The organism is Brucella lupini (genome assembly GCF_002252535.1).
Lineage (GTDB): Bacteria > Pseudomonadota > Alphaproteobacteria > Rhizobiales > Rhizobiaceae > Brucella > Brucella anthropi.
Genome location: NZ_NNRN01000057.1, coordinates 168,289 through 187,898, shown reverse-complemented (window position 1 = coordinate 187,898; position 19,610 = coordinate 168,289). Strand labels below are relative to the sequence as shown.

Genomic DNA, 19,610 nt, shown 5'->3' with positions numbered 1-19,610 from the left:
TATTCGTAACGCCGGTTGTGAAACCGCGTTTGATAAAGTGAAATTCGTTGTGACCAGCGTCCGCGTTGCGGCTTCTCACTCGTGGCCACCCTGAGAACCTGTGCTGTTTCTCAATGCTCGCTCACTGGATGCTGTTGCCTCCAACTTACGATCCTTCCGTTCAAGGTCGGCGAAAACCAGCGGCATGAACCAGGCCTTTCCGCGCCACGTAGGAACAAGACGTGGGGGACGAAAATCGAAACTGCTCTCGCTGTTCGGTACGCCCAGTATTTTCTGCGCTGCCTTGAGGCCGAGCCAGGGAGCCCAGACGACACCCGAGCCACAGAAACCGGTTGCATAATGAACCGCTCCACGTTGAAAAATTCGAGGCACCATGTCCCGATTCATCGCCACATAGCCAAACCAGCTATGCGAGATACCAACGCCTTCAAGTTGAGGGAAAACCCTGCACATTTCTGCATAATTGCGCTGCGTGGCACTATCCGGGTCGCCTCGGCTTGTTACGTCACGCCCACCGAACAAAATGCGCCGTCCATCCGGCGATGGGCGGAAATAGTAAGTCATAGCACGGGTGTCGGTGAGCATTTTCAACCCCGGCACCAAGTCGCGCACACGTTCCTCACCCAGATCCTCGGTTGCGATGATTCGTGAACGCAAAGGCACCAGCCGCTGACGCAACCAACGGTCCGAATGGTCGGTATAACCGTTCGTGCAAACAAGGACTTCGCGTGCCTGAGCGCGGCCACGCGCGGTAATTACTGTCTTTTTATCAGCGCCTTGGTCGATCCCTTCTACGCGGCATTCGGCGTGAATCAGCACCCCTTCAGCGAGTGCAAGCCGCACCAGTTCCGCATGAAATTTTGCCGGATGCAGACCGCCTATATCCATACGCACGCTGCCGCCAGCATAGAGGTCCGTGGCGATATGGCGGCGAACCTCGTTCAAGGGAACCGCATAGGATTCAATGCCGGTCGCGCGCTGGATAGCTTCAGCGCTTCGCGCCATATCGTCATATTCGGCGCGCGTCATCGCACCGCTGAACCGTCCCACAAGCTGGAAATCCGCGTCGATGCCTTCATTAGCCAGAAAATCGATCATGAAGCGACGCGCTTCATGGCCTTCAGCAGCAATCTTGACCGCACGTTCCAAGCCGAACTTGCGCACCAGTGTCTTATCGTCGGGACGAATATTGCCACTGGTAAAGCCGCCGTTGCGGCTGGAAGCGCCAAACCCCAGTTGTTCCCGCTCGAAAACCTGAACCTTTCGCCCTGCGCGCGCCAGATGAAGAGCAGCGCAAAGCCCCGCATAACCCGCACCAACAATGGCAACGTCGCAATCCCGCTCGATTTCGTGGTTCTCGATGCTACGCGGCGGAGCGGCTTCCCACCAATAAGGTGTATCCTTGTGAGCCATGTCCGATATGTCCCCCTCCATGTTTTGGATGGATTTTGTTTTTAGTTTATTGAACGTAGATCAAATATGAAGCAGAATAGTGAAAACTAATCAACCCCGATTCAATCCTGTTTGTAGCGAGAGCCATCAAAGGATGCCAAAAGTGAACAAGGCAGAAATATCCCCGACCGCCCCGACCAGCGAGCCTGCGCCCAACGACGCAGGGGATATTGGAGCGCGCATTCGCTTGCGACGGCAGACACTGGGTCTCACTCTCGGTTATCTGTCGGAAGTCTCTGGTCTGTCGACGGGTGCCTTGTCACAGATCGAGCGGGGCCTCGTATCGCCGACTGTGCGTACCCTCTATACGATTGCCGAGGTGCTCTCCATGAGCCCGGCCCAGCTCATCGACCCGCAAGGCTTCGCCGCGGCTGCCCGAGCTAATCCCTATGTATTGCGTGCTGGAGAACAGCCAGAAGTGCTGAACGCTGGTGGCGTCATCAAGCACCGTGCTTCGCCTGAACTCATTGAGACCATGAAATCCTTCGCAGTGCGGATCATTCCGGGCGGGAGTTCCGGTGAGGAATGCTACACGCATTCCGGCGAGGAGCTGGGTTACGTCATTTCGGGCAGTTTCACGCTGCAGATTGAAGACGCACAGTACCTGCTTTCAACAGGTGACGGATTTGCACTGCCTTCAACGACCCGCCACAGATTCTTCAATAATGGTGAAGCCGAAGCCTTCGTGCTCTGGGTGAACAAACCCGAGTGAAGTCGCTCGACAGGCCGAAAAAACGCTGGAGAAAGATGAAAATGGCAAGCAGCCCTGAGAGCTTCTCACGCTCATTATGGTGGAACGCAGCTGGCGAGGCAAAACCGAACCATTCCAAACTGAATGGCGTGCACGAGGCGGACGTCGTTATTGTTGGAGGCGGCTTTACAGGCCTTTCCAGCGCGTTGTTCCTTGCCGAACGCGGGAAAACTGTAGTGGTCCTTGAGGCGCGCCATGTCGGCTTCGGCGCATCAGGACGCAACGGCGGACAGGTGATCCCCGGTTTGAAGCATGACCCCGAAGATCTTCTGGCTGCCTATGGTCCAGAGCACGGCAAGCGCATGATCGACCTCGTGGGTGGTGTAGGCGATCTTGTTTTCGGCCTTGTACGCGAACTTGATATCCAATGCTCTCCTATTCGAGCCGGGTGGATACAGGCCGCCCATTCCCAGCTTGCAACCGCTGCCGTCCATAAGCGTGCGCGGCAATGGCAGGCGCAAGGCGTCGAAGTCGAGATTTTGGATCGCGCGCAGATTACTGAGCTTTCCGGCACGGAGCGCTATTTCGGCGGATGGCGCGATCCCCGCGCAGGTGCCCTGCAGCCGCTGGATTATGCCCGTGGGCTTGCCCGCGCCGCCACGGCACGCGGCGTTCAGATTTTTGAAGATTCCTCCGTTACTTCTCTGATGCCGGAGAATGGCGACTGGATTGCAAAGACCGCAAATGGGTCGGTTCGCGCACGCGAAGCACTTGTCGCCACCAACGCTTACACTGACAACCTTGTACCGGGTCTCGCTCAAAGCATTCTTCCGGTGCAAAGCATGCTGATCGCGACAGAGCCGCTTTCAGAAAAGCAGCGGCGGGAGATCATGCCAGGCGGAGTGGTTCTATCCGAAACACGCAAGATCGCTTTTTATATGCGCCAATCTGAAGACGGGCGTTTTCTTATTGGCGGACGCGGCGCCGTCGGAATGAACGAAAAGAAAGCGCTGATGGAAGCGTTGAAAGCCGGAATGGTGCGGCTGTTTCCACAGCTGGAAGGTATCGGCATCGATTATCACTGGTCCGGGCACGTGGCGCTGACCATGGATGGCCTGCCACATCTTCACAATCCCGCTGCGGGCTTGCATGCCATGCTTGGCTATAATGGCCGGGGCGTGGCCATGGCCACTGCCTTTGGCAAGATGTATGCCGAATATATCGCCGAAGGCCGCCCCATGGTTTATCCGACCACCAGCATACCCCGCCTTGCCTGGCATGCGATCCGCAAGCCTGTCATGGACCTCGGCATCCGCTGGTACTGGATCAAGGACAGCCTTGGTTTCGCATCGAAATAAATCCCATGCAGAAAGAACCTAACGTGCTGAGAAACGTAATCAATCTGGGCGTTGCACCTGCTTGCGGCTCCGATCTGGAAACAGCTTTCCGAGCCATCAGCCTGGACGGTCAGTCGACGGAGCCTTTCGGCTTCGGACGCGCAATCCTTTCTGGCCAAGGAACAGGGGTAGAAAGCCTGTTTTCCTCCATCATAATGCTGTGTGATGGTGCTTTGAATATCCGGGACAATAATGGTCTCGAAATCACACTGACCAACGGTGAGGTAGCAAGTCTGCCTGCAGGCATATTCTCATGGCGCGCACATGCGGCAGATTGTGTCATCCTCACGATACATCAGGAGAGCCTAAGCGTATCCTTCGGTAAACTTGATCTTGACCATCCCATGTCACCTGGCGGAGCGCCCAATCCGGCACTTCTGACCACCCCTGCACCAACGACTTCCCGTCACGAGTTCCAAAGTGACGATCCAATCGCCTGGGGCATCTGGGCCACGACGCCTTATGCTCGTCATCCGATCACCTATTCATTCTCGGAATTGATGATGCTGCGCAGGGGCGAGGTGACATTGTCAAACCCTGACGAGGGAAGCGTGACATTCGTGGCGGGCGATATCTTCCTCGTTCGTCCCGGCGCTGTAGCAGCATGGGATAATCCGAGTGATCTGGAGAAGTTTTGGATTATTCACAGTCCGAGCTAGGCCATTTCCAGTAAACACGCAAAGCACCTAACGAAGGAAATCAGTCCAATGGACTGATTTCCTCTGCCTGCCAATTCCCTCGTGGCAAGACCTGCCCTTCAACCGCCCTTGCATGCTGAAGGAACAGCGCGGCCCACGCCCCATGAGAGACGTCCCTGTATGATGGTCAGCGTTTGTCGGCCGTTCGAATAGGTCGTACCTTCTTTGCCGATAGAAGGTAAATCAATCGCCGCATTGCCGTTAACAGAGACGGAAGCGCGATCACCGAAGAGGCGTACCGCCAACTGAGTGCCATCCTCACACTTGTAGTGGCTAACAGGATAGGGATTGCCAGCACCGATTGACGCACCGGACGCGGACTGGCTGAAAGCCCCAAGTAGCAGGACACAAAATGCTGCGCTCAATAAATTTTTCAACGCGACAATCCTCCGGGTTAGGAGTTATCCAGCGGAAAGTATACGAGATTTCATGGCTACGAAAGTACACTTAATTATCATAACGACAACGTTTACAGACAGAGGGATTGAACGGAGTAAGGCCAAAACGAATTGGATTTCGCTGTAAAATTACCCCGAAATAAAACCCGCATAGCCGTCGTCCAATGTCTTGTGCAGAATTGCCGAATAAGCTGCAAAGGATATGTCGCCAGGTCGCACACGCCCAAATGACGACTCGACAAATTGCCTCATGGGCACGAGCGCAAGCGGTGTCGAAACTGGTGTCAGATGTGCACCCTGCCCGGCACGCAATGTCGTCAGGATGCCGAACATTTCGCCTGTGATGCTTGGGCGGGAGAGCACGGCCATACGGTACTGGCCAGATGTATTCGTGACGAGATAGATGTGTCCCGAAAGATGTGGAACGGAGACAGCTCCCTGTTGTGAGAACGAGACGTCAGAACGTTCACGCTCACGAAAATTGAGATGCCCGGCATCGAAATCCCAACCGATTTCCGTGATGTAAGCGAAGATGGCCTTGTCCTCCCCAAAGGACGGACGCAAGGTCAGGTAATCACCTTCAAGCCATGAAACCGAGGCGCGCGAGTAGGCGCCCAGTTCTTCCGCTGCGTGACTGTTGCCATTTCTGGCCAACTGGGCGGGCGCTTCACCTGCCTGTTCGCGCAGGGCGACGCCCATTGCCTGTTCGAGCCGGATGATTGTTGCGAGCGTGAAGGGCCTGTGACCCGACAGCGCCTTTTCCAAAGTCGAGAGGCTGATCCGCGCTTCATCGGCCAGAAGTTGGCGCGAAATACGCCGTCGGGCGATTTCCTCACGAATCCGGACTGCAACACGGGCATTGATCTGGTCGGGCAGATGAGAGTTCTGATCGGACATGGCTTATCCTGAACTGCGTACTTTTCTGCACAATTCCACACATATGCGTAACCGGCAAGGCGATTTGCGGAAAGTGACGGCTGAAACTTGGCAAAGCTTACGCTGGAGTGGAAACAGTGGCTCCAGCGACAATGGCTCCAGTTCTTCGAGGTGAACAAGGAGCACGTCATGTCACCCGCGATAAATCTACCAAATCATAGCAATAGAGGTCGGGTACTCTCCCGCTTCTGTTCGTTCATCTGGTTCTGCAACATGGCGTTGTTGCCCGCATTGGCTGTCATTTTCTGTCTGTTGCAGATCGTGCAGGCCCGCGCTGAAACACCCGCTCTGGTCACGCCAAACGAGGTTCAATCCGGCAGCCTTCTGCTGGAGACAAACGAAGCCGGACGTTACGTCGAAGCGCCTCGGCTCGCAACGGACGTCGATCTCGATGTGAGTGGACCGACGGTCCGAGCCCGGCTGACGCAGGCATTCGAGAACCCGACCGACGGTTTCGTTGAAGCCTTGTATGTTTTCCCATTGCCAGAAGAAAGTGCGGTCTATTCGCTGAAGATGGTCATCGGTGATCGTGTGATTGTCGCTGACATCAAGGAGAAGCAGACAGCCCGCGAAATATATGAACAGGCGAAAAGCGAAGGCAAAAAAGCAACGCTGATCGAACAGCAGCGACCCAACGTGTTTACCAATGCGGTCGCCAATATCGGTCCGCACGAGAAAGTCGTTATCCAGATCGAGTATCAGCAGGCGGTACGGCTTTCCGATGAGCGTTTCTCGCTGCGTGTGCCTTTAGTCGTCGCACCGCGTTACAACCCGGACAATGCCTACCCGGTTGTCCAGGAAGTCGAAATGAAGAACGGCTGGGGCAAGTCGAGCGATACGGGCAAGCCTGATACTTACAATGCGCCACTCGTGACGCCTTTGGCCCCACCGGCTGCCCTGCGAACAAATCCTGTGAGCATCTCAGTCAAACTTAAGGCAGGCTTCCCGCTTGGAAAGGTTGAGAGCCTTTTCCACAAGGTCAGGATCGATACGACGAACGACGCGACACGGGAAATCACGCTGGACGGAATGGCAGCTGCAGATCGTGATTTCGTTCTGGAATGGAGCGCCGTCGCAAGCGATGCACCGCAGGTCGGGCTGTTCCGCGAACATATCGGCAAGGATGACTATGTGCTTGCCTATGTTACGCCACCGGCGCTTGCCAGCCCAAAAAAGGTCCAGCGTGAGGTCATCTTCGTGATCGATAATTCCGGATCAATGGGTGGTACTTCCATTGAACAGGCGAAGGCCAGCCTGGATTATGCACTGTCGCAACTTCAACCCGGAGATCGTTTCAACGTAATCCGCTTCGACGACACATTGACCAAATTCTTCGAAGATTCAGTCGATGCCAATCAGGAGAATATCACGTCCGCTCGCCGCTTCGTGACGAGCCTTGAAGCGCAAGGCGGCACGGAAATGTTGCCTGCCCTTCATGCCGCGCTTGATGACAGTAATCAGGGTAATGGATTGCGCCAGATCGTGTTTCTGACCGACGGCGAGATCAGCAATGAGCAGCAATTGCTGGATGCCGTTGCAGCACGTCGGGGGCGCTCGCGTATTTTCATGGTCGGCATCGGCTCTGCCCCGAACTCCTATCTGATGAACCGTGCGGCTGAACTTGGACGTGGAACCTTCACCCATATCGGGTCGGCGGCTGAAGTGAACGAACGCATGCGGGCTCTGTTCGACAAGCTTGAAAAACCGGCTGTTACCGATCTGAAGACCAGTTTCTCGGAAAAGAATGTGAGCATGACGCCCTCCCTTTTGCCCGATCTTTATCGTGGTGAACCACTTGTCATCGCAGCGCGAATGGGCAAGGCGATCGGAAACCTTGCTATTGAAGGCCAGATTGATGGCCGTCCGTGGACAGTCAATCTGCCACTCGATCAGGCAATAAATGCTGAAGGCATTTCAAAACTGTGGGCACGTCGCAAGATCGATGATGCGGAAGTGGAACTTACCCTTGGGAAAATTTCCCAGGACGCCGCCGATGCGCGTATTCTCCACCTTGCGCTGGAGCATCATCTGGTCAGCCGTCTGACGAGCCTCGTAGCTGTCGACAAGACACCGTCGCGACCGGCAAATGCGCCGCTGACCCGTGCCGATATTCCTCTGCAACTGCCCGCGGGCTGGGATTATGACAAGCTGTTCGACATCCGTGCGGATCGCACCGTCGGGGATCACGCAAACATGGACATGAATGGTGTAAATGACGCTGTCCGCAGCCACGAAAGCCCTGCATCACCATCATCGCCATCGCAGTCGATCCCGCTGCCGCAAACGGCAACGCCAGCGACACTACTGCTCATGCAAGGCTTGGGTCTGATACTGATTGGCTTGTTCGTCTTCTGGTTCTTCCGCCGCAAGGAGAATGCGTGATGTCTATCAATCCGATTATGACGGGGAGCGCACTGTGGCGCTCCTTACTCCCCACGGTGGGCATCGTGCTGATTGCGCTCGGGATGATAATTGCCAGTCAGGGAATCTGGATCCATGCGAAGGCATTTGTGGCACAGATCCTCCTCGAACGAGCTTTTGCGGAAAGCATTGAAACTGGCGCACCAGTCAAACCCTGGAGCTGGGTCGATACATGGCCGGTTGCCCGCATCGAAGCTCCACGACTTAATGAATCCGCCATCGCGCTGAAAGGCTCCAGCGGTCAGGCATTGGCTTTCGGCCCCGGTCATCTGGACAATACGCCGATGGCCGGGGAACGGGGAACAGCCGTGTATGCTGCGCATCGCGATACACATTTCGCTTTTCTGAAGAATATCGAGAAGAACGATCAGATACTCGTCACCCGCAACGACGGTAAGGCGATTTCCTATCGTGTTAGTCATATGGCCGTCGCGCGTTGGGATGAAGCGAAGATCGCCGTGAATAGCGAAGGCCGTCATGTTGTGCTGTCGACCTGTTATCCATTCGATGCTATCACGCCTGGGCCGCTCCGCTATCTGGTTTATGCGGATATGGAAGAACCACAATAACCCAGCACGAACTATCGGTTTTCACAAAAACAGATGACGTGATCGAAGCCCGGATAAGCTCTCTTCCTGAAACTGAATGTTGCAAGAAGGCCCAATCCCAGAATTGCGAAAACACCCCCAACGACCAACACGACAGATGTCGTCGCCGATATAAAACTGCCGAATATCAACACCGCTGCCATCGAAGCTATGGCTATCGCCCACTCAATCTTGCGGGGCTTTGGCATCAGATGCCACGTCTCCGGATCAATACCGGCTTCAACGAAAATATCCGGGTCGAAACACAAATTCGAGCGAGCTGCCATGTTCTGTAGCAGAGCAATACGCAGGGCGTCAGCATTGACGAACCACAGACATTGCATGCCACGTTCCCGCAATGACATTGGAAGCGAATACTCGTTCTGCGTTCCGTCGGGCATTTTATAACCGAACGCTATCCGAGGCTCCCGCACAGGCCCTTTCAAAATGAGACGAACGTCATAACGTGCCATCTGACCGGACGCTATGCGCGCCCATTCGATCTTGGTGCCTTGCTTCTCCACAATTCCATTACCTGAACCGTATTCAACGCTCTCCGGTGTAATGGTGATCCAGGCGCCAGCCAAAAGACCAGCGCGTGCAAACATGAAGGCCGGAACAAGAAGCATTGCTGCGATGAGTGTCGATACAATTAGGGCTATCGGATCGAGGTCAGGGCTGGGTCGGATGAGAATCCGTGAGTGCAGGAAGCGCCAACGCAACACACGACAGGAGCATGGCAATGCCAAAACACATCCATCGCGTTGCCGTGATATCAGGGATACCGGTAAGCGAGCGATCCTGTCGGTTAGTTGAATCGAATGCTATGATCCGCACAACCGAATCTTGATGCCGCGTTGCTGGATTGACATGGGAGTGTGATGCTGACGCCTGCCGCTTTGCCAGTTTCGGCTTCATCTTTCGCTTTGCAGTCTGTTTCACCCTTATCGCCGTACCTGTTGCTTCATCTCTCCTGACATACCACCCAAGCGTTGCGCGCAATTTAATGTGACGCTACCATTCCAAATGGATCAACCTCAACGGGCCGGCGAGTTTCATAACCAGAGAAGACGGCTCCCAAAGGCAATCTTGCTGTATCCAGAGCATGGCTGCCGGGTAACAAATCCTGTCCAACCTTGACCCGGCCGCGCCTTCACTTTCTCATTATGCATTCAGCGAATACGCCGTAACAGCCTCTCACGATAGGTATCGACAATCACGGCGAGGATGATCACGGTGCCAATTATGATTGGCTTGTAATTATCGCCGATACCAAGCAATTGCAGCCCGGTCGCGAGCACCTGCAAAATACAGGCCCCGGCCAGCGTGCCAACGATTGAGCCCTTACCGCCGAAAAGGCTTGTCCCGCCGATGATGACGGCTGCAATCGCGTTCAGTTCATAGCCAACGCCCGCAATCGGGCTGCCGATGTTCAGGCGCAGGAGATAAACAATCGCAGCAATACCAGCGGTGACGCCGGAAATGACAAATGCAGCGATTTTGTATGTGTCGGGATTGTGTCCCGACAGGCGCACAGCCTCATCATTGGCGCCAACCGCATAGATCATGCGACCGAAAACCGTAAAGCGCAAAACGAACCAGCCAACAGCAATCACGGCCACTGCGATCAGGAAAATCGACGGCAGAAAGCCTCCGACAATCAGATTGCCGAAGTCGACAAAACCCTGCGGAAGTCCGGTAATGGTAGAATTATTGGAAACCACCCGTGCCGCACCGGCGGCGATGTTCAGCATGCCCAGCGTGACGATAAACGACGGGATTTTCCAGTAGGTTGACACCTTGCCGTTGATGAAGCCACAAAGCCCGCCAACGGCGACGCATGCCAGGACTGCCAGCGGGATTGACAAGGCCGGTTCCAGACCGGACGTCATGATAAGAGCGCCAACGACCGTGCATAAGGCGAGCACAGAGCCGACCGAGAGGTCAATGCCACCAGTCAGGATGACGAAAGTCATACCTGCCGCAAGGACCGTATTGATCGCGATCTGAACGAAGATCTTCAGCGCGTTGCCCGATGTTGCGAAATAGGGCGCAGTGACGGAAAATACCAGCGTTATCAGGATCAACGCCAAGAATACGCCGGCATCACGCAACAGGAAGCGCTTCAGCTTCTGGCGGTCGGCAGCACCGGGGTGTTGGGCAGATGGAGAAATGGGTTCCGTCATGCGTGAACATGCTCCTGATAGGCGAGCGAAAGAATACGCTCCTGATCGAATTGAGATCGGTCCAGCTCCCCAACCAGTTTGCCGTTCGAGAAAACAATGATGCGGTGGCACATGCCGATCAACTCGGGCAGATCCGAGGAAATCATGATAATTGCCTTCTGGTTCGCAGCCAACATCCACAGAAGTTGATAAATCTCGCGCCTGGCGCCGACATCGACCCCACGTGTCGGTTCATCGAGTATCAGTGTGGACGACCCGCGAAACAGCCATTTTGCCAGAACCACCTTTTGCTGATTGCCACCGGAGAGGTTACGCACCGGCGTATCGATAGACGCAGTCTTGACGCGCAGCCGCTCGACCAGCTCAGTTACCGCGCCTTTCTCCACCCGGCTATCCAGCAGGCCACCGTGCGAGATTTTCTTCAGGTCGGTGATCGTGGTGTTGATAGACACGGGCATGTCTAGCAGCAGCCCCTGGCTCTTGCGGTCTTCTGTCAGAAAACCCAGACCATTACGCACGGCATCGCGCGGGTCACGGATAGTCACCGGCCTTCCATCTATATCGATTTCCCCTGCCGACCTTGGATCGGCGCCGAAGATTGCACGCATCACCTCGGTGCGGCCCGACCCGACCAGACCGGCGACACCCAGAATTTCTCCATGACGCACCGAAAACGAAACCGGCGGAGCGCCGCTGTTGCGCTTCACGTTCCTCACTTCCAGAGCGACGGACCCAAGCTTGATATCGGCATTAAAGCCATACTCATCCGCAATGTCGCGACCGATCATCATGCGTACCAGATCCGGCACGCGCAGCCCCTGCAGGTCGCGCGTCTCGACCAGGCGGCCATTGCGCAACACCGTCACGCGGTCGCCAATCTCAAAGACCTCGTGCAGACGGTGAGAAATGTAGATGATCGTGACACCCTTCGCCTTCAGCCGCTGGATGATCGCAAACAACCGTTCAATTTCCGGCGGAGTCAATGTCGCCGTCGGCTCGTCCAGAACCAGTAGTTTGCTGTCATAACCGAGCGCCTTGGCGATCTCGACCAACTGCATTTGCGCAACGCCCAGCTCCGAAACCGGCATACGCGGATCGACCGCCAGACCGACCTCAGCCAAAAGCTCTTCGGCGCGCCGGTTCAATGTCGCTCGGTCCATGATGCCGAAGCGTCTCGGCAGGCTTTCCAGCATCAGGTTTTCGGCAATGGAAAGATGCGACAGCAGGTTGAGTTCCTGATGAACGATGCGGATTCCCTGAACCTGCGCGTCATGCGGGGTCTTTGGCTTGTAGGGCCGGCCGTTCAGAAAAATCTCGCCCGTGTCGGGCTGATATATGCCAGCAAGAAGCTTGATGAGAGTTGATTTACCCGCACCGTTTTCACCCAGAATGATATGTGTCTCGCCACGCTGCAGCTCCAGCGTGACACCGTTTAGCGCAACCACCCCCGGAAAGGTCTTGCCGACATTTTCCAATCTCAAAATGGCGTCGGCTGACTGCATATCTGTTCCTGCCTGCCAGGTGAAGAGGAGCGGCACTCGGAGCGCCGCCCCATAATTGGCAATGTTTGGAAGATCCCGGTTTTCAGAGATCCTGGGCCGTGATGAGCTTGATGTCCGTCTTGACCCAACCGGAGAACTTTTCGCCTGCCAGTTCCTTGAGGCCGTAATCAATGCCCATGGCCGCCATCTGTGCGCCGAACTGATCGACGGTTGCGAGCATCTTGCCGTCCTTGATCAAAGGCTGGACAGCAGGAATGTTGTCGAAGCCCACGACCTTGATCTGGCCCGATTTTCCGGCGGCATCCAGCGCCTTCACGACGCCGAGCGCCATGGAATCGTTGGCCGCCATAACACCTTGAATGTCCTGATACTGGGTCAGGAAATTGGTCATCAGCGTGTTGGCTTCTTCCGTTTCCCAATGGGCAGTCTTGGAATCGAGCAGTGTCAAACCGCCTTCGGCCACGGCATCGTCAAAGCCCTTCTTGCGTTCCTTGGCATTGTCTGCCTCAGGATTGCCTTCAAGGATAACCACCTTGCCGCCCTTGCCGAGTTCCTTGGCAAGCGCCATGCCGGCAAGCTTTGCGCCCTCGCGATTGTCCGGACCGAAAAAGGCAAGGTCGACACCCGCCTGCTTTTTCGCCTCTTCATCGAGCGCCACGTCAATATTGATGACTTTGATGCCGGCCTCCAGAGCCTTTTTAACCGGCGTCACCATGGCCTTGGAATCCGCCGGAGCCAGCACGATCACATTGAACTGCTGCGTGATGAAATTTTCCACAGCATCGACCTGTGCGGCAAAATCACGTTCGTCCTTCATGCCAACAGCGGCAAAGGAGAACTTGTCGGTGTTCTTGGCGGCGTAGTCCTCGGCACCTGCCTGCATCTGCTTGAAGAACTCGTTGGCGAGCGACTTCATGACCAGACCGACTTTGGGCTTGTCAGCTGCAAAAGATGGCAGGGACGGTAGAAGCAGAGCACCGGCGCCCAGTGCGCTCGATGTTATAAACTGGCGTCGTGAAATTGAAACCCGACCCAGCCCTGTAATAATTGAACTTTTAGTCATGAATTCCTCCCCTCACTTCAGTAAAATCTGCCGTGTTACTGTAGCGTAGTGCCGTCGATAGAATACTGTCAAGACGGCAAGATAAAGGGAGACATTCGCGATTTCCGTCCTGCATGACGGAAACCGCGTGGAACGAACCGGATCGCTATCCGATGGAACTGGAGTTCCAATCCTTATCCTACGAAGAGTCAGGCAAGACGCCCATATTGGCGCAGCACGGCACGAAGACGTTCGTGATCTATGGCCTGAACAAGCAGCCGGTCAAAGGGTGTTCCACCCATATCCTCAGCCGCGATCATCGCATTAACCACTGCCTCTTCCACACTATCGACCGCCGCCAGATAGACGGTATCAAGCGGCTCGTCATTCACCATCTCGACGTCCAGAAAGGGCGCGGAACGATGCTGCATAGGTCTCTGGTTGGCGGTGGAAAAAGCGATAAAAATATCGCCCGAATTGTTACCGCCCGGCGTTCCGTTACGGCCGATGCCGATGCTTGCACGACGCGCTAGGCGCTTCAGCTGGTGCGGCATCAGTGGCAGATCGGTCGCCAGCACGACGATGATCGAGCCGCGCTCCTGCAACTGGCTCTGCGGCGTGCCATCCCGCATATGCTGCCCCACCGGCACACCGGCAATGGTCAGCCAATCGCGCTGCCCGTGATTGGCCTGCACCAGCGCACCGATGGTGAAACTGCGACCGCCGAACTCCACGACGCGCGATGCCGTGCCTGTACCGCCCTTGAAGCCATAGGTGATCATACCGGTGCCGCCGCCGCAATTGCCTTCCTGCACCGGGCCGGATGCAACATTGTCGAGCGCCTTGCGCACATCCGCTTCCGTCACAGGAAAGCCGTTGATGTCGTTGAGTGCACCGTCATAAGTTTCTGCGACAACCGGCATGATCCAGAGGAAATCGTCGGTCTGGTAGGTCGAGGCATAGCGGTCAACCATCCAGCGCACTGTCGCATGATGTGCCATGCCGATACCGTGCGTGTTGGTGATAACGACAGGGCCCAGGAAGTAGCCGCCATCTTCGATCCAGTGCGTTCCGGTCATCTCACCATTGCCGTTGAAGCGATGGACGCCTGCATAAACCGGAACCGGGGTTTCAGACTGCATATGCGGCAGAATGGCGGTCACGCCGCTACGCGCTGGACGCTTGCGGCCGGGGCGCGGCTCGTTCTCGATAATGGTCTGAAAGCCGACGCCAACGCCATCGACATCGGTGATCGCGTTGTACGGACCGGTCACACCAGTGAAAGGAAGCCCAAGATCGCGAGCGCGCGGTTTACGTGTAGGTGTTTGTGAAGTCATATTATTTCTGCCGAGAACGAAGATAGAGACCGAGCGAAGCCACAACGAATGAGAAGGTCAGCATCATCACGGCAATCGCATTGATTTCCGGTTTGATGCCGCGACGCAGCATGGCGAAGATGAACATCGGCAGGGTCGTAACATCAACGCCTGCGATAAAATAGGTGATGACGAGGTCATCCATGGAAATGATGAAGGCAAGTAACGCACCACCGAGAATGCCGGGCATGAGCTGGGGCATGACGACCTTGCGGAACGTGGTCCATTCATTGGCGCCAAGATCGGCCGATGCATATTCCAGCGTGCGGTCCATACTGGCCAGCCGGGCCGAAACAACAATGAAGACATAAGAGATCAGAAAAGTGCATTGGCCGATAATAATCGTGGTCAGCCCCAGATGAATACCCGCGTTGACGAAGAAGATCAGGAGCGCAATGCCCAGCACGATATCCGGCATCAACATGGGCATGAAAAGCGTCACCTGATAGAACCGCTTTCCCAGAAAATTGTAGCGATGCATGGCCAGCGCCAGCGCAGTTCCGAGAACAGTCGATATCAGTGTCGTTGAAGTCGCAATCTTCAGGCTGTTGAACACGGCTGCCACAAGCTGATCCGTCGATTCAATATAGAGTGCGCTTTCCGAAACCACTGTCTTGAAGCCCAGAACCTGCGCATACCAGTCGGTCGTAAAGCCGCTCCACACCATCATGTTCACCGGATTGGCGTTGAACGAATAGACGATGATAAGTGCCAGCGGGATATAGATGAAGGCGAAGAACAACGCGACGTAGAGCAGCAATCCGCCATTGAAGAGAGACCGGGCGATTTTCATGGTTGCGTCTCCCTTACCGCTACAACGCTTCGGCGGCATTGCGCCGGTTTGTCAAAAGCACATAACCAAACAGCAGCAGCAACATGACGGCCATCACCATCATCGCGAGCGCCGACCCGAACGGCCAATTGCGCGCCGACAGGAACTGTCCTTCGATCAGATTGCCGAGCATCATCACCTTGGCTCCACCCAGCACTGCAGGCACAACAAAGTTTCCGAGCGCAGGAATGAAGACAATTACCGAACCGGCAGCAATGCCGGGCGTGGTCAGCGGCAGGACAATCCGGAAGAATGTCCGCACCGGGCCGGCTCCCAGATCAAGCGACGCCTGTACCAGACGCCAGTCCAGCTTTTCAATGCTTGCATAGATAGGCATGAACATGAACGGCAGGAACACATAGACCATGCCCAGCACGATAGCGCCGTCGGTATAGATCATGTCGAGGGGACGCGAGATAATGCCGAGCGACATCAAGGTCTCGTTGAGCAACCCTGTCGGGCGCAGGATCATCACCCATACGAACAGCCGCACAATCAGGCTGGCGAAGAATGGCAAGGTAATGAGGAAGATGCAGAAGTTCTTCCACCTGTCGGGAAGCCTGCTGATATAAAAGGCGGCCGGATAAGCGACCAGCAAGGCGGCAATGACCGTCACGATGGCTATCCTCACCGAGCGGAAGAAAATCGCCAGATAGATCGGGTCGAATTCCTCGAATGCCGGATCCGCGAAACCAAGGATACGCCCGAAATTATGAGGATAGAACTCCCATTCGACGCCACCATAAAGACCAGGCGCGAGAAAACTCGTTACCACCATGATCGCGAGTGGAATGGCAAAGAAAACGATCAGGAACAGTGTCGCCGGTCCGAGAAGAACTGCCAGCTGAAGACGCCGCAAGCTCGCGAGGTTCATCACGCAGCCTCCCCTTCGCAAAGAAGATGGACCGTAGCCGGATCGTAATACCAGCGCGCGGCCTGCCCCGGCTGCAGATCATTGACCGAGTTTCGGTCCACCGCCGGAATCTGCGCCGTCAGCTTGCGCCCGGAAGCGAGGTGTCCGAGCAATTCGAAAGACGAACCGATAAAGGCAATCTGGTCGAGCGTGACATCAAGCGCCCCATGTCTTTCATTGCGCGCGATAAGCGAGAAGTTTTCTGGACGCAGAAGTGCGGTGCCCCTGCCTTTGGCTTTGCCTTCACCATCGTGCTGCAGAACCGTTCCATCCGGCAGCACAAAGCCGTTGGCGTCGACTTGTCCTTCCAGAAGATTGCTCGCACCGACGAAATTGGCGACGAAGGCATTGACCGGGCGATCATACACAACCCGCGGCGCGTCCAGTTGCTGGATGCGCCCATTCGAGAGCACCGCCACCCGATCCGACATTGTCAGCGCTTCCTGCTGGTCGTGCGTGACAAAGATGAAGGTAATGCCCAGCTCGTGCTGCAAGGTCTTCAGTTCGAACTGCATCGCCTCGCGCAGGTTCTTATCAAGTGCAGATAGCGGCTCATCGAGCAACAGCACCTTCGGGCGGGCCACGATGGCCCGGGCCAGAGCCACACGTTGCTGTTGGCCACCCGAGAGCTGTCGCGGCAGGCGGGCCTCCAAACCAGCCAGCCCCACCATCTGCAAAACAGCCCTGACACGCTCCGTGCGCTCCGCCTTGCCGACACCAGCGACTTCCAGAGCATATCCGGCGTTCTGCCCCACACTCATATGCGGAAACAACGCATAGTTCTGAAAGACCGTATTGACCGGGCGGCGATAAGGTGGACGGTCCGTCATGTCGACGCCGTCAATCTCGATCCGTCCGGCATCCAACGCAGCGAACCCGCTGATCGCCTGGAGCAAAGTCGTCTTGCCGCAGCCCGAAGGGCCCAGCAAAGTGATGAATTCATTACGGCCGATATCCAGATCGATACCGTCCAATGCCTTGACCTCGCCGCCCTCCGGACTCGCAAAGGTCTTGGCCGCGGAAACCAGCCGTACAATCGCATCCCGCATTTTCGTTCCCCGAAATGTTATTTAATTAACTCTTGCGTGATTTGGTTATGTTGATATCATTTTCCAGTACAAGTCAACGCCCCGAAGACCGTACTTTGCATCCCTGTCAAGGCAGAGAAATGAAAGCGGGCCGCGGGGAAAAATATGACAAGGGGAACTACAATGACGATCTTCAATGGTGCTGTTCCGCGCCTTGGATTGATTGCGCTCACCGTTCTGGGCATGTCTGCAGGCAATAGCTTCGCAGATGACTTGAACATCTATAACTGGGGCGAATACATCAATCCTGCGGTGCTTCAGAAATTCGAAGAAGAGACCAAGGTCAAGGTCAATCTATCGACCTACTCCTCCAATGAGGAAATGCTGGCCAAGATTCAGGGTGGTGCCAGCGGTTACGATATCGTGTTTCCGTCCGTGCATATGCAGGACATCATGGCCAAGCTCGATCTGCTTGCGAAAACCGATATCAATACATATGAGGGCTTCAAGAACATCGACCCGCGCTTTCTGCGCGCCAAAAGCGACCTCAACGGAGAATATTGCCTGCCTTACGCCTTCGGCACGGTGGGCATTCTCTATAACCGTCGCGTGCTCGGCAAGGACGTGACCGGCTGGAAGGATCTTCTTGCGACGGTCAAGGAAAAGGGTCTCAAGATCACGCTTCTCGATGACATGCGTGAAGTGCTGGGTGTTGGGCTTCTTCTCAACGGAAACTCCGTAAACTCCACCGACCCGAAGCAACTTCAGCAGGCCGCAGACACTGTCATCGAAATGAAGCCGTATGTGGCTGCTTTCACCTATGATTCCCGTCCCATGGTCGGCGCGGGCGACGTTGCCGCCGCGCATTATTTTATCGGCAGCATGGTGGATGTTTTAGGCAATCCGAAAGATTTGGGTTACGTCATTCCGGAAGAAGGTGCGACCATGTACCAAGAAGATATGTGCGTTCTCAAAACAGCCCCGAACAAGGACAATGCCATCAAGTTCATGCAGTTTTACACGCGCCCGGAAATCGCCGCGCTCAACGTAGCCCAACAGACCAACGGGACGCCCAATGTGCCGGCACGTCAGCTGACACCTGACAACATCAAGAACAGCACGGAAATCAATCCGACAGACGAAACGATGAAACGACTCCAGATCTTCGAGGATCTGGGTTCCGGCGTGCGCCAGCTCGACCGGGCATGGACAAAGGTAAAAACAGCGCAATAAGCTGTTGTGCTGGCTCCGGTCTTCATCATCAGGGTCGGAGCCAAAGCGGGAGGGGTAAGTTTGTCCAAAGAAATTCTCATACGTCTCCAAAGTGCGGAATTACGCAAATCCAAGGCCGACAAGCTGATCGCAAGCTATATCGAGCGTAATCTGGCAGAACTGCCATTCGAAACGGCAAAGTCCATCGCCGAGCGTCTTGGCATTTCCCAGATGACGGTCGGTCGCTATTTGCGACGGCTCGGTTTCGACGGGCTGGAGGAGTTAAAAACAGCGTTAAGGCGCGGTCGTTCCAACCCCGCATGGCAGGTCAAGGGGCCGGTTGCCCGGCTCCAGCAGGATTTTCGCGAAGGCAAGCTACTTGCCGGTCTGGTGCAACAGCAGATCGAAAATCTCGGCACCGTCTATGAACTGACTACCCGTCCTGAATGGCAGGAGACCATCGACGCACTGATCGGGGCAAGCGAGGTCTATGTTGCAGCCTATCAGAATGTGCGCGGCATAGCGCAATATTTTGCGTCACAGCTCTCCTATTCGCGTCCGGGAGTGTCCTTCATGGACGGGTTGAACGGCACCTATGCAGAAGTCCTGGATGGCTCCAGGGAAAACCGCGTTCTGTTTCTGCACGATGTCCGCCGTTTCGCGTCAAAAGCCCGCCCTCTAGCCATTGAAGCGCGCCGAATGGGCGTAAAAGTGATACTTTTTACCGATGAATTTTGCCCGTGGGCAAGCGAGGTGGCCGATATTGCGCTGATCGTACCCGGTTCTCACGGTCCACTTTGGGACGGCGCGGCAACGATGACTGCCATCATGGATCTCATGCTTTCGCATATCATCATACAGCTCGGTAGTCAGGTGGATGAAAGAGTGCAGAGTTTGACCCGTCTCCAGGATATTTTTGGCGATTTCGAGAGTTAAAGC

At 55.5% G+C, this 19,610-nt stretch carries 18 protein-coding genes; 7 read left to right on the top strand and 11 right to left on the bottom strand.

Features of this window, described 5'->3' with window-relative positions; all coding sequences use genetic code 11:
• Positions 1–75: 75 nt before the first annotated feature.
• Entirely contained in the window at positions 76–1,413 is a 1,338-nt protein-coding gene (locus tag CES86_RS22440; protein ID WP_010660475.1) for an NAD(P)/FAD-dependent oxidoreductase, read from the bottom strand.
• Positions 1,414–1,546: 133 nt separating this feature from the next.
• On the opposite strand from CES86_RS22440, the gene CES86_RS22435 reads away from it, so the two are divergent.
• Genes CES86_RS22435 through CES86_RS22425 form a run of 3 tightly spaced genes read left to right on the top strand, consistent with a single transcriptional unit; the run spans position 1,547 to position 4,199 of the window.
• Positions 1,547–2,164: a cupin domain-containing protein gene (locus tag CES86_RS22435; RefSeq protein ID WP_010660476.1), complete on the top strand. Its 618-nt coding sequence runs from the start codon at positions 1,547–1,549 to the stop codon at positions 2,162–2,164.
• A 41-nt stretch (positions 2,165–2,205) separates the two neighbouring features.
• Positions 2,206–3,501: an NAD(P)/FAD-dependent oxidoreductase gene (locus tag CES86_RS22430; protein ID WP_094515493.1), complete on the top strand. Its 1,296-nt coding sequence runs from the start codon at positions 2,206–2,208 to the stop codon at positions 3,499–3,501.
• A 5-nt stretch (positions 3,502–3,506) separates the two neighbouring features.
• A complete protein-coding gene (locus tag CES86_RS22425; protein WP_010660478.1) occupies positions 3,507–4,199 on the top strand; it encodes a cupin domain-containing protein in 693 nt (230 codons plus the stop codon).
• Positions 4,200–4,297: 98 nt separating this feature from the next.
• On the opposite strand, the gene CES86_RS22420 is transcribed toward CES86_RS22425, so the two are convergent.
• Positions 4,298–4,615 carry a hypothetical protein gene (locus CES86_RS22420; RefSeq protein ID WP_011983120.1) on the bottom strand — a complete coding sequence of 106 codons (318 nt, stop codon included), beginning with the start codon at positions 4,613–4,615 and terminating at the stop codon, positions 4,298–4,300.
• A gap of 150 nt (positions 4,616–4,765) precedes the next feature.
• Positions 4,766–5,533, bottom strand: coding sequence for a helix-turn-helix domain-containing protein (locus tag CES86_RS22415; protein WP_010660480.1), 768 nt, complete (start codon positions 5,531–5,533; stop codon positions 4,766–4,768).
• Between the two features lie 168 nt (positions 5,534–5,701).
• Between CES86_RS22415 and CES86_RS22410 the strand changes: the two genes are divergently transcribed.
• Both CES86_RS22410 and CES86_RS22405 read left to right on the top strand, forming a co-directional pair.
• Positions 5,702–7,954 (top strand): marine proteobacterial sortase target protein, encoded by a 2,253-nt coding sequence (locus tag CES86_RS22410; RefSeq protein WP_036563893.1) that lies wholly within the window; start codon positions 5,702–5,704, stop codon positions 7,952–7,954.
• Complete coding sequence (locus CES86_RS22405; protein ID WP_094515483.1) at positions 7,954–8,562, top strand: class GN sortase; 609 nt, start codon at positions 7,954–7,956, stop codon at positions 8,560–8,562. The genes CES86_RS22410 and CES86_RS22405 overlap by 1 nt, the downstream gene beginning before the upstream one ends.
• An 11-nt stretch (positions 8,563–8,573) precedes the next feature.
• Here the strand turns inward: CES86_RS22405 and CES86_RS22400 are convergent, their stop codons facing one another.
• The 8 genes from CES86_RS22400 to CES86_RS22365 form a co-directional block, all read right to left on the bottom strand.
• Positions 8,574–9,329, bottom strand: coding sequence for a hypothetical protein (locus tag CES86_RS22400; RefSeq protein WP_235819994.1), 756 nt, complete (start codon positions 9,327–9,329; stop codon positions 8,574–8,576).
• Between the two features lie 423 nt (positions 9,330–9,752).
• Entirely contained in the window at positions 9,753–10,766 is a 1,014-nt protein-coding gene (locus CES86_RS22395) for an ABC transporter permease (RefSeq protein ID WP_010660484.1), read from the bottom strand.
• Complete coding sequence (locus CES86_RS22390; protein WP_010660485.1) at positions 10,763–12,268, bottom strand: sugar ABC transporter ATP-binding protein; 1,506 nt, start codon at positions 12,266–12,268, stop codon at positions 10,763–10,765. Before CES86_RS22390 ends, CES86_RS22395 begins: the two co-directional genes overlap by 4 nt.
• Positions 12,269–12,350: 82 nt before the next feature.
• Positions 12,351–13,331: a sugar ABC transporter substrate-binding protein gene (locus CES86_RS22385; RefSeq protein ID WP_010660486.1), complete on the bottom strand. Its 981-nt coding sequence runs from the start codon at positions 13,329–13,331 to the stop codon at positions 12,351–12,353.
• Between the two features lie 188 nt (positions 13,332–13,519).
• A complete protein-coding gene (locus CES86_RS22380; protein WP_043062538.1) occupies positions 13,520–14,647 on the bottom strand; it encodes a DmpA family aminopeptidase in 1,128 nt (375 codons plus the stop codon).
• A gap of 1 nt (position 14,648) precedes the next feature.
• Entirely contained in the window at positions 14,649–15,479 is an 831-nt protein-coding gene (locus CES86_RS22375) for an ABC transporter permease (protein WP_036578988.1), read from the bottom strand.
• 19 nt (positions 15,480–15,498) lie between these two features.
• A complete protein-coding gene (locus CES86_RS22370) occupies positions 15,499–16,392 on the bottom strand; it encodes an ABC transporter permease (protein WP_010660489.1) in 894 nt (297 codons plus the stop codon).
• A complete protein-coding gene (locus tag CES86_RS22365; RefSeq protein WP_010660490.1) occupies positions 16,392–17,480 on the bottom strand; it encodes an ABC transporter ATP-binding protein in 1,089 nt (362 codons plus the stop codon). The genes CES86_RS22370 and CES86_RS22365 overlap by 1 nt, the downstream gene beginning before the upstream one ends.
• 162 nt (positions 17,481–17,642) lie before the next feature.
• Here CES86_RS22365 and CES86_RS22360 point away from each other — a divergent pair, with 162 nt between their 5' ends.
• Positions 17,643–18,692, top strand: coding sequence for a polyamine ABC transporter substrate-binding protein (locus tag CES86_RS22360; RefSeq protein ID WP_010660491.1), 1,050 nt, complete (start codon positions 17,643–17,645; stop codon positions 18,690–18,692).
• 60 nt (positions 18,693–18,752) lie between these two features.
• The gene (locus CES86_RS22355) at positions 18,753–19,607 is read left to right on the top strand and encodes a MurR/RpiR family transcriptional regulator (protein WP_010660492.1); all 855 of its coding nucleotides are present in this window, start codon (positions 18,753–18,755) and stop codon (positions 19,605–19,607) included.
• The last annotated feature ends 3 nt before the right edge of the window (positions 19,608–19,610 follow it).

Excerpts from the sequence above, each read along its gene's own strand:
- CES86_RS22425 (WP_010660478.1), top strand. The coding sequence starts at position 3,507 with ATGCAGAAAGAACCTAACGTGCTGAGAAACGTAATCAATCTGGGCGTT.
- CES86_RS22405 (WP_094515483.1), top strand. The coding sequence starts at position 7,954 with ATGTCTATCAATCCGATTATGACGGGGAGCGCACTGTGGCGCTCCTTA.
- CES86_RS22385 (WP_010660486.1), bottom strand. The coding sequence starts at position 13,331 with ATGACTAAAAGTTCAATTATTACAGGGCTGGGTCGGGTTTCAATTTCA.
- CES86_RS22365 (WP_010660490.1), bottom strand. The coding sequence starts at position 17,480 with ATGCGGGATGCGATTGTACGGCTGGTTTCCGCGGCCAAGACCTTTGCG.
- CES86_RS22435 (WP_010660476.1), top strand. The coding sequence starts at position 1,547 with ATGCCAAAAGTGAACAAGGCAGAAATATCCCCGACCGCCCCGACCAGC.
- CES86_RS22375 (WP_036578988.1), bottom strand. The coding sequence starts at position 15,479 with ATGAAAATCGCCCGGTCTCTCTTCAATGGCGGATTGCTGCTCTACGTC.
- CES86_RS22395 (WP_010660484.1), bottom strand. The coding sequence starts at position 10,766 with ATGACGGAACCCATTTCTCCATCTGCCCAACACCCCGGTGCTGCCGAC.
- CES86_RS22360 (WP_010660491.1), top strand. The coding sequence starts at position 17,643 with ATGACGATCTTCAATGGTGCTGTTCCGCGCCTTGGATTGATTGCGCTC.
- CES86_RS22410 (WP_036563893.1), top strand. The coding sequence starts at position 5,702 with ATGTCACCCGCGATAAATCTACCAAATCATAGCAATAGAGGTCGGGTA.
- CES86_RS22390 (WP_010660485.1), bottom strand. The coding sequence starts at position 12,268 with ATGCAGTCAGCCGACGCCATTTTGAGATTGGAAAATGTCGGCAAGACC.
- CES86_RS22415 (WP_010660480.1), bottom strand. The coding sequence starts at position 5,533 with ATGTCCGATCAGAACTCTCATCTGCCCGACCAGATCAATGCCCGTGTT.
- CES86_RS22430 (WP_094515493.1), top strand. The coding sequence starts at position 2,206 with ATGGCAAGCAGCCCTGAGAGCTTCTCACGCTCATTATGGTGGAACGCA.
- CES86_RS22370 (WP_010660489.1), bottom strand. The coding sequence starts at position 16,392 with ATGAACCTCGCGAGCTTGCGGCGTCTTCAGCTGGCAGTTCTTCTCGGA.
- CES86_RS22440 (WP_010660475.1), bottom strand. The coding sequence starts at position 1,413 with ATGGCTCACAAGGATACACCTTATTGGTGGGAAGCCGCTCCGCCGCGT.
- CES86_RS22380 (WP_043062538.1), bottom strand. The coding sequence starts at position 14,647 with ATGACTTCACAAACACCTACACGTAAACCGCGCGCTCGCGATCTTGGG.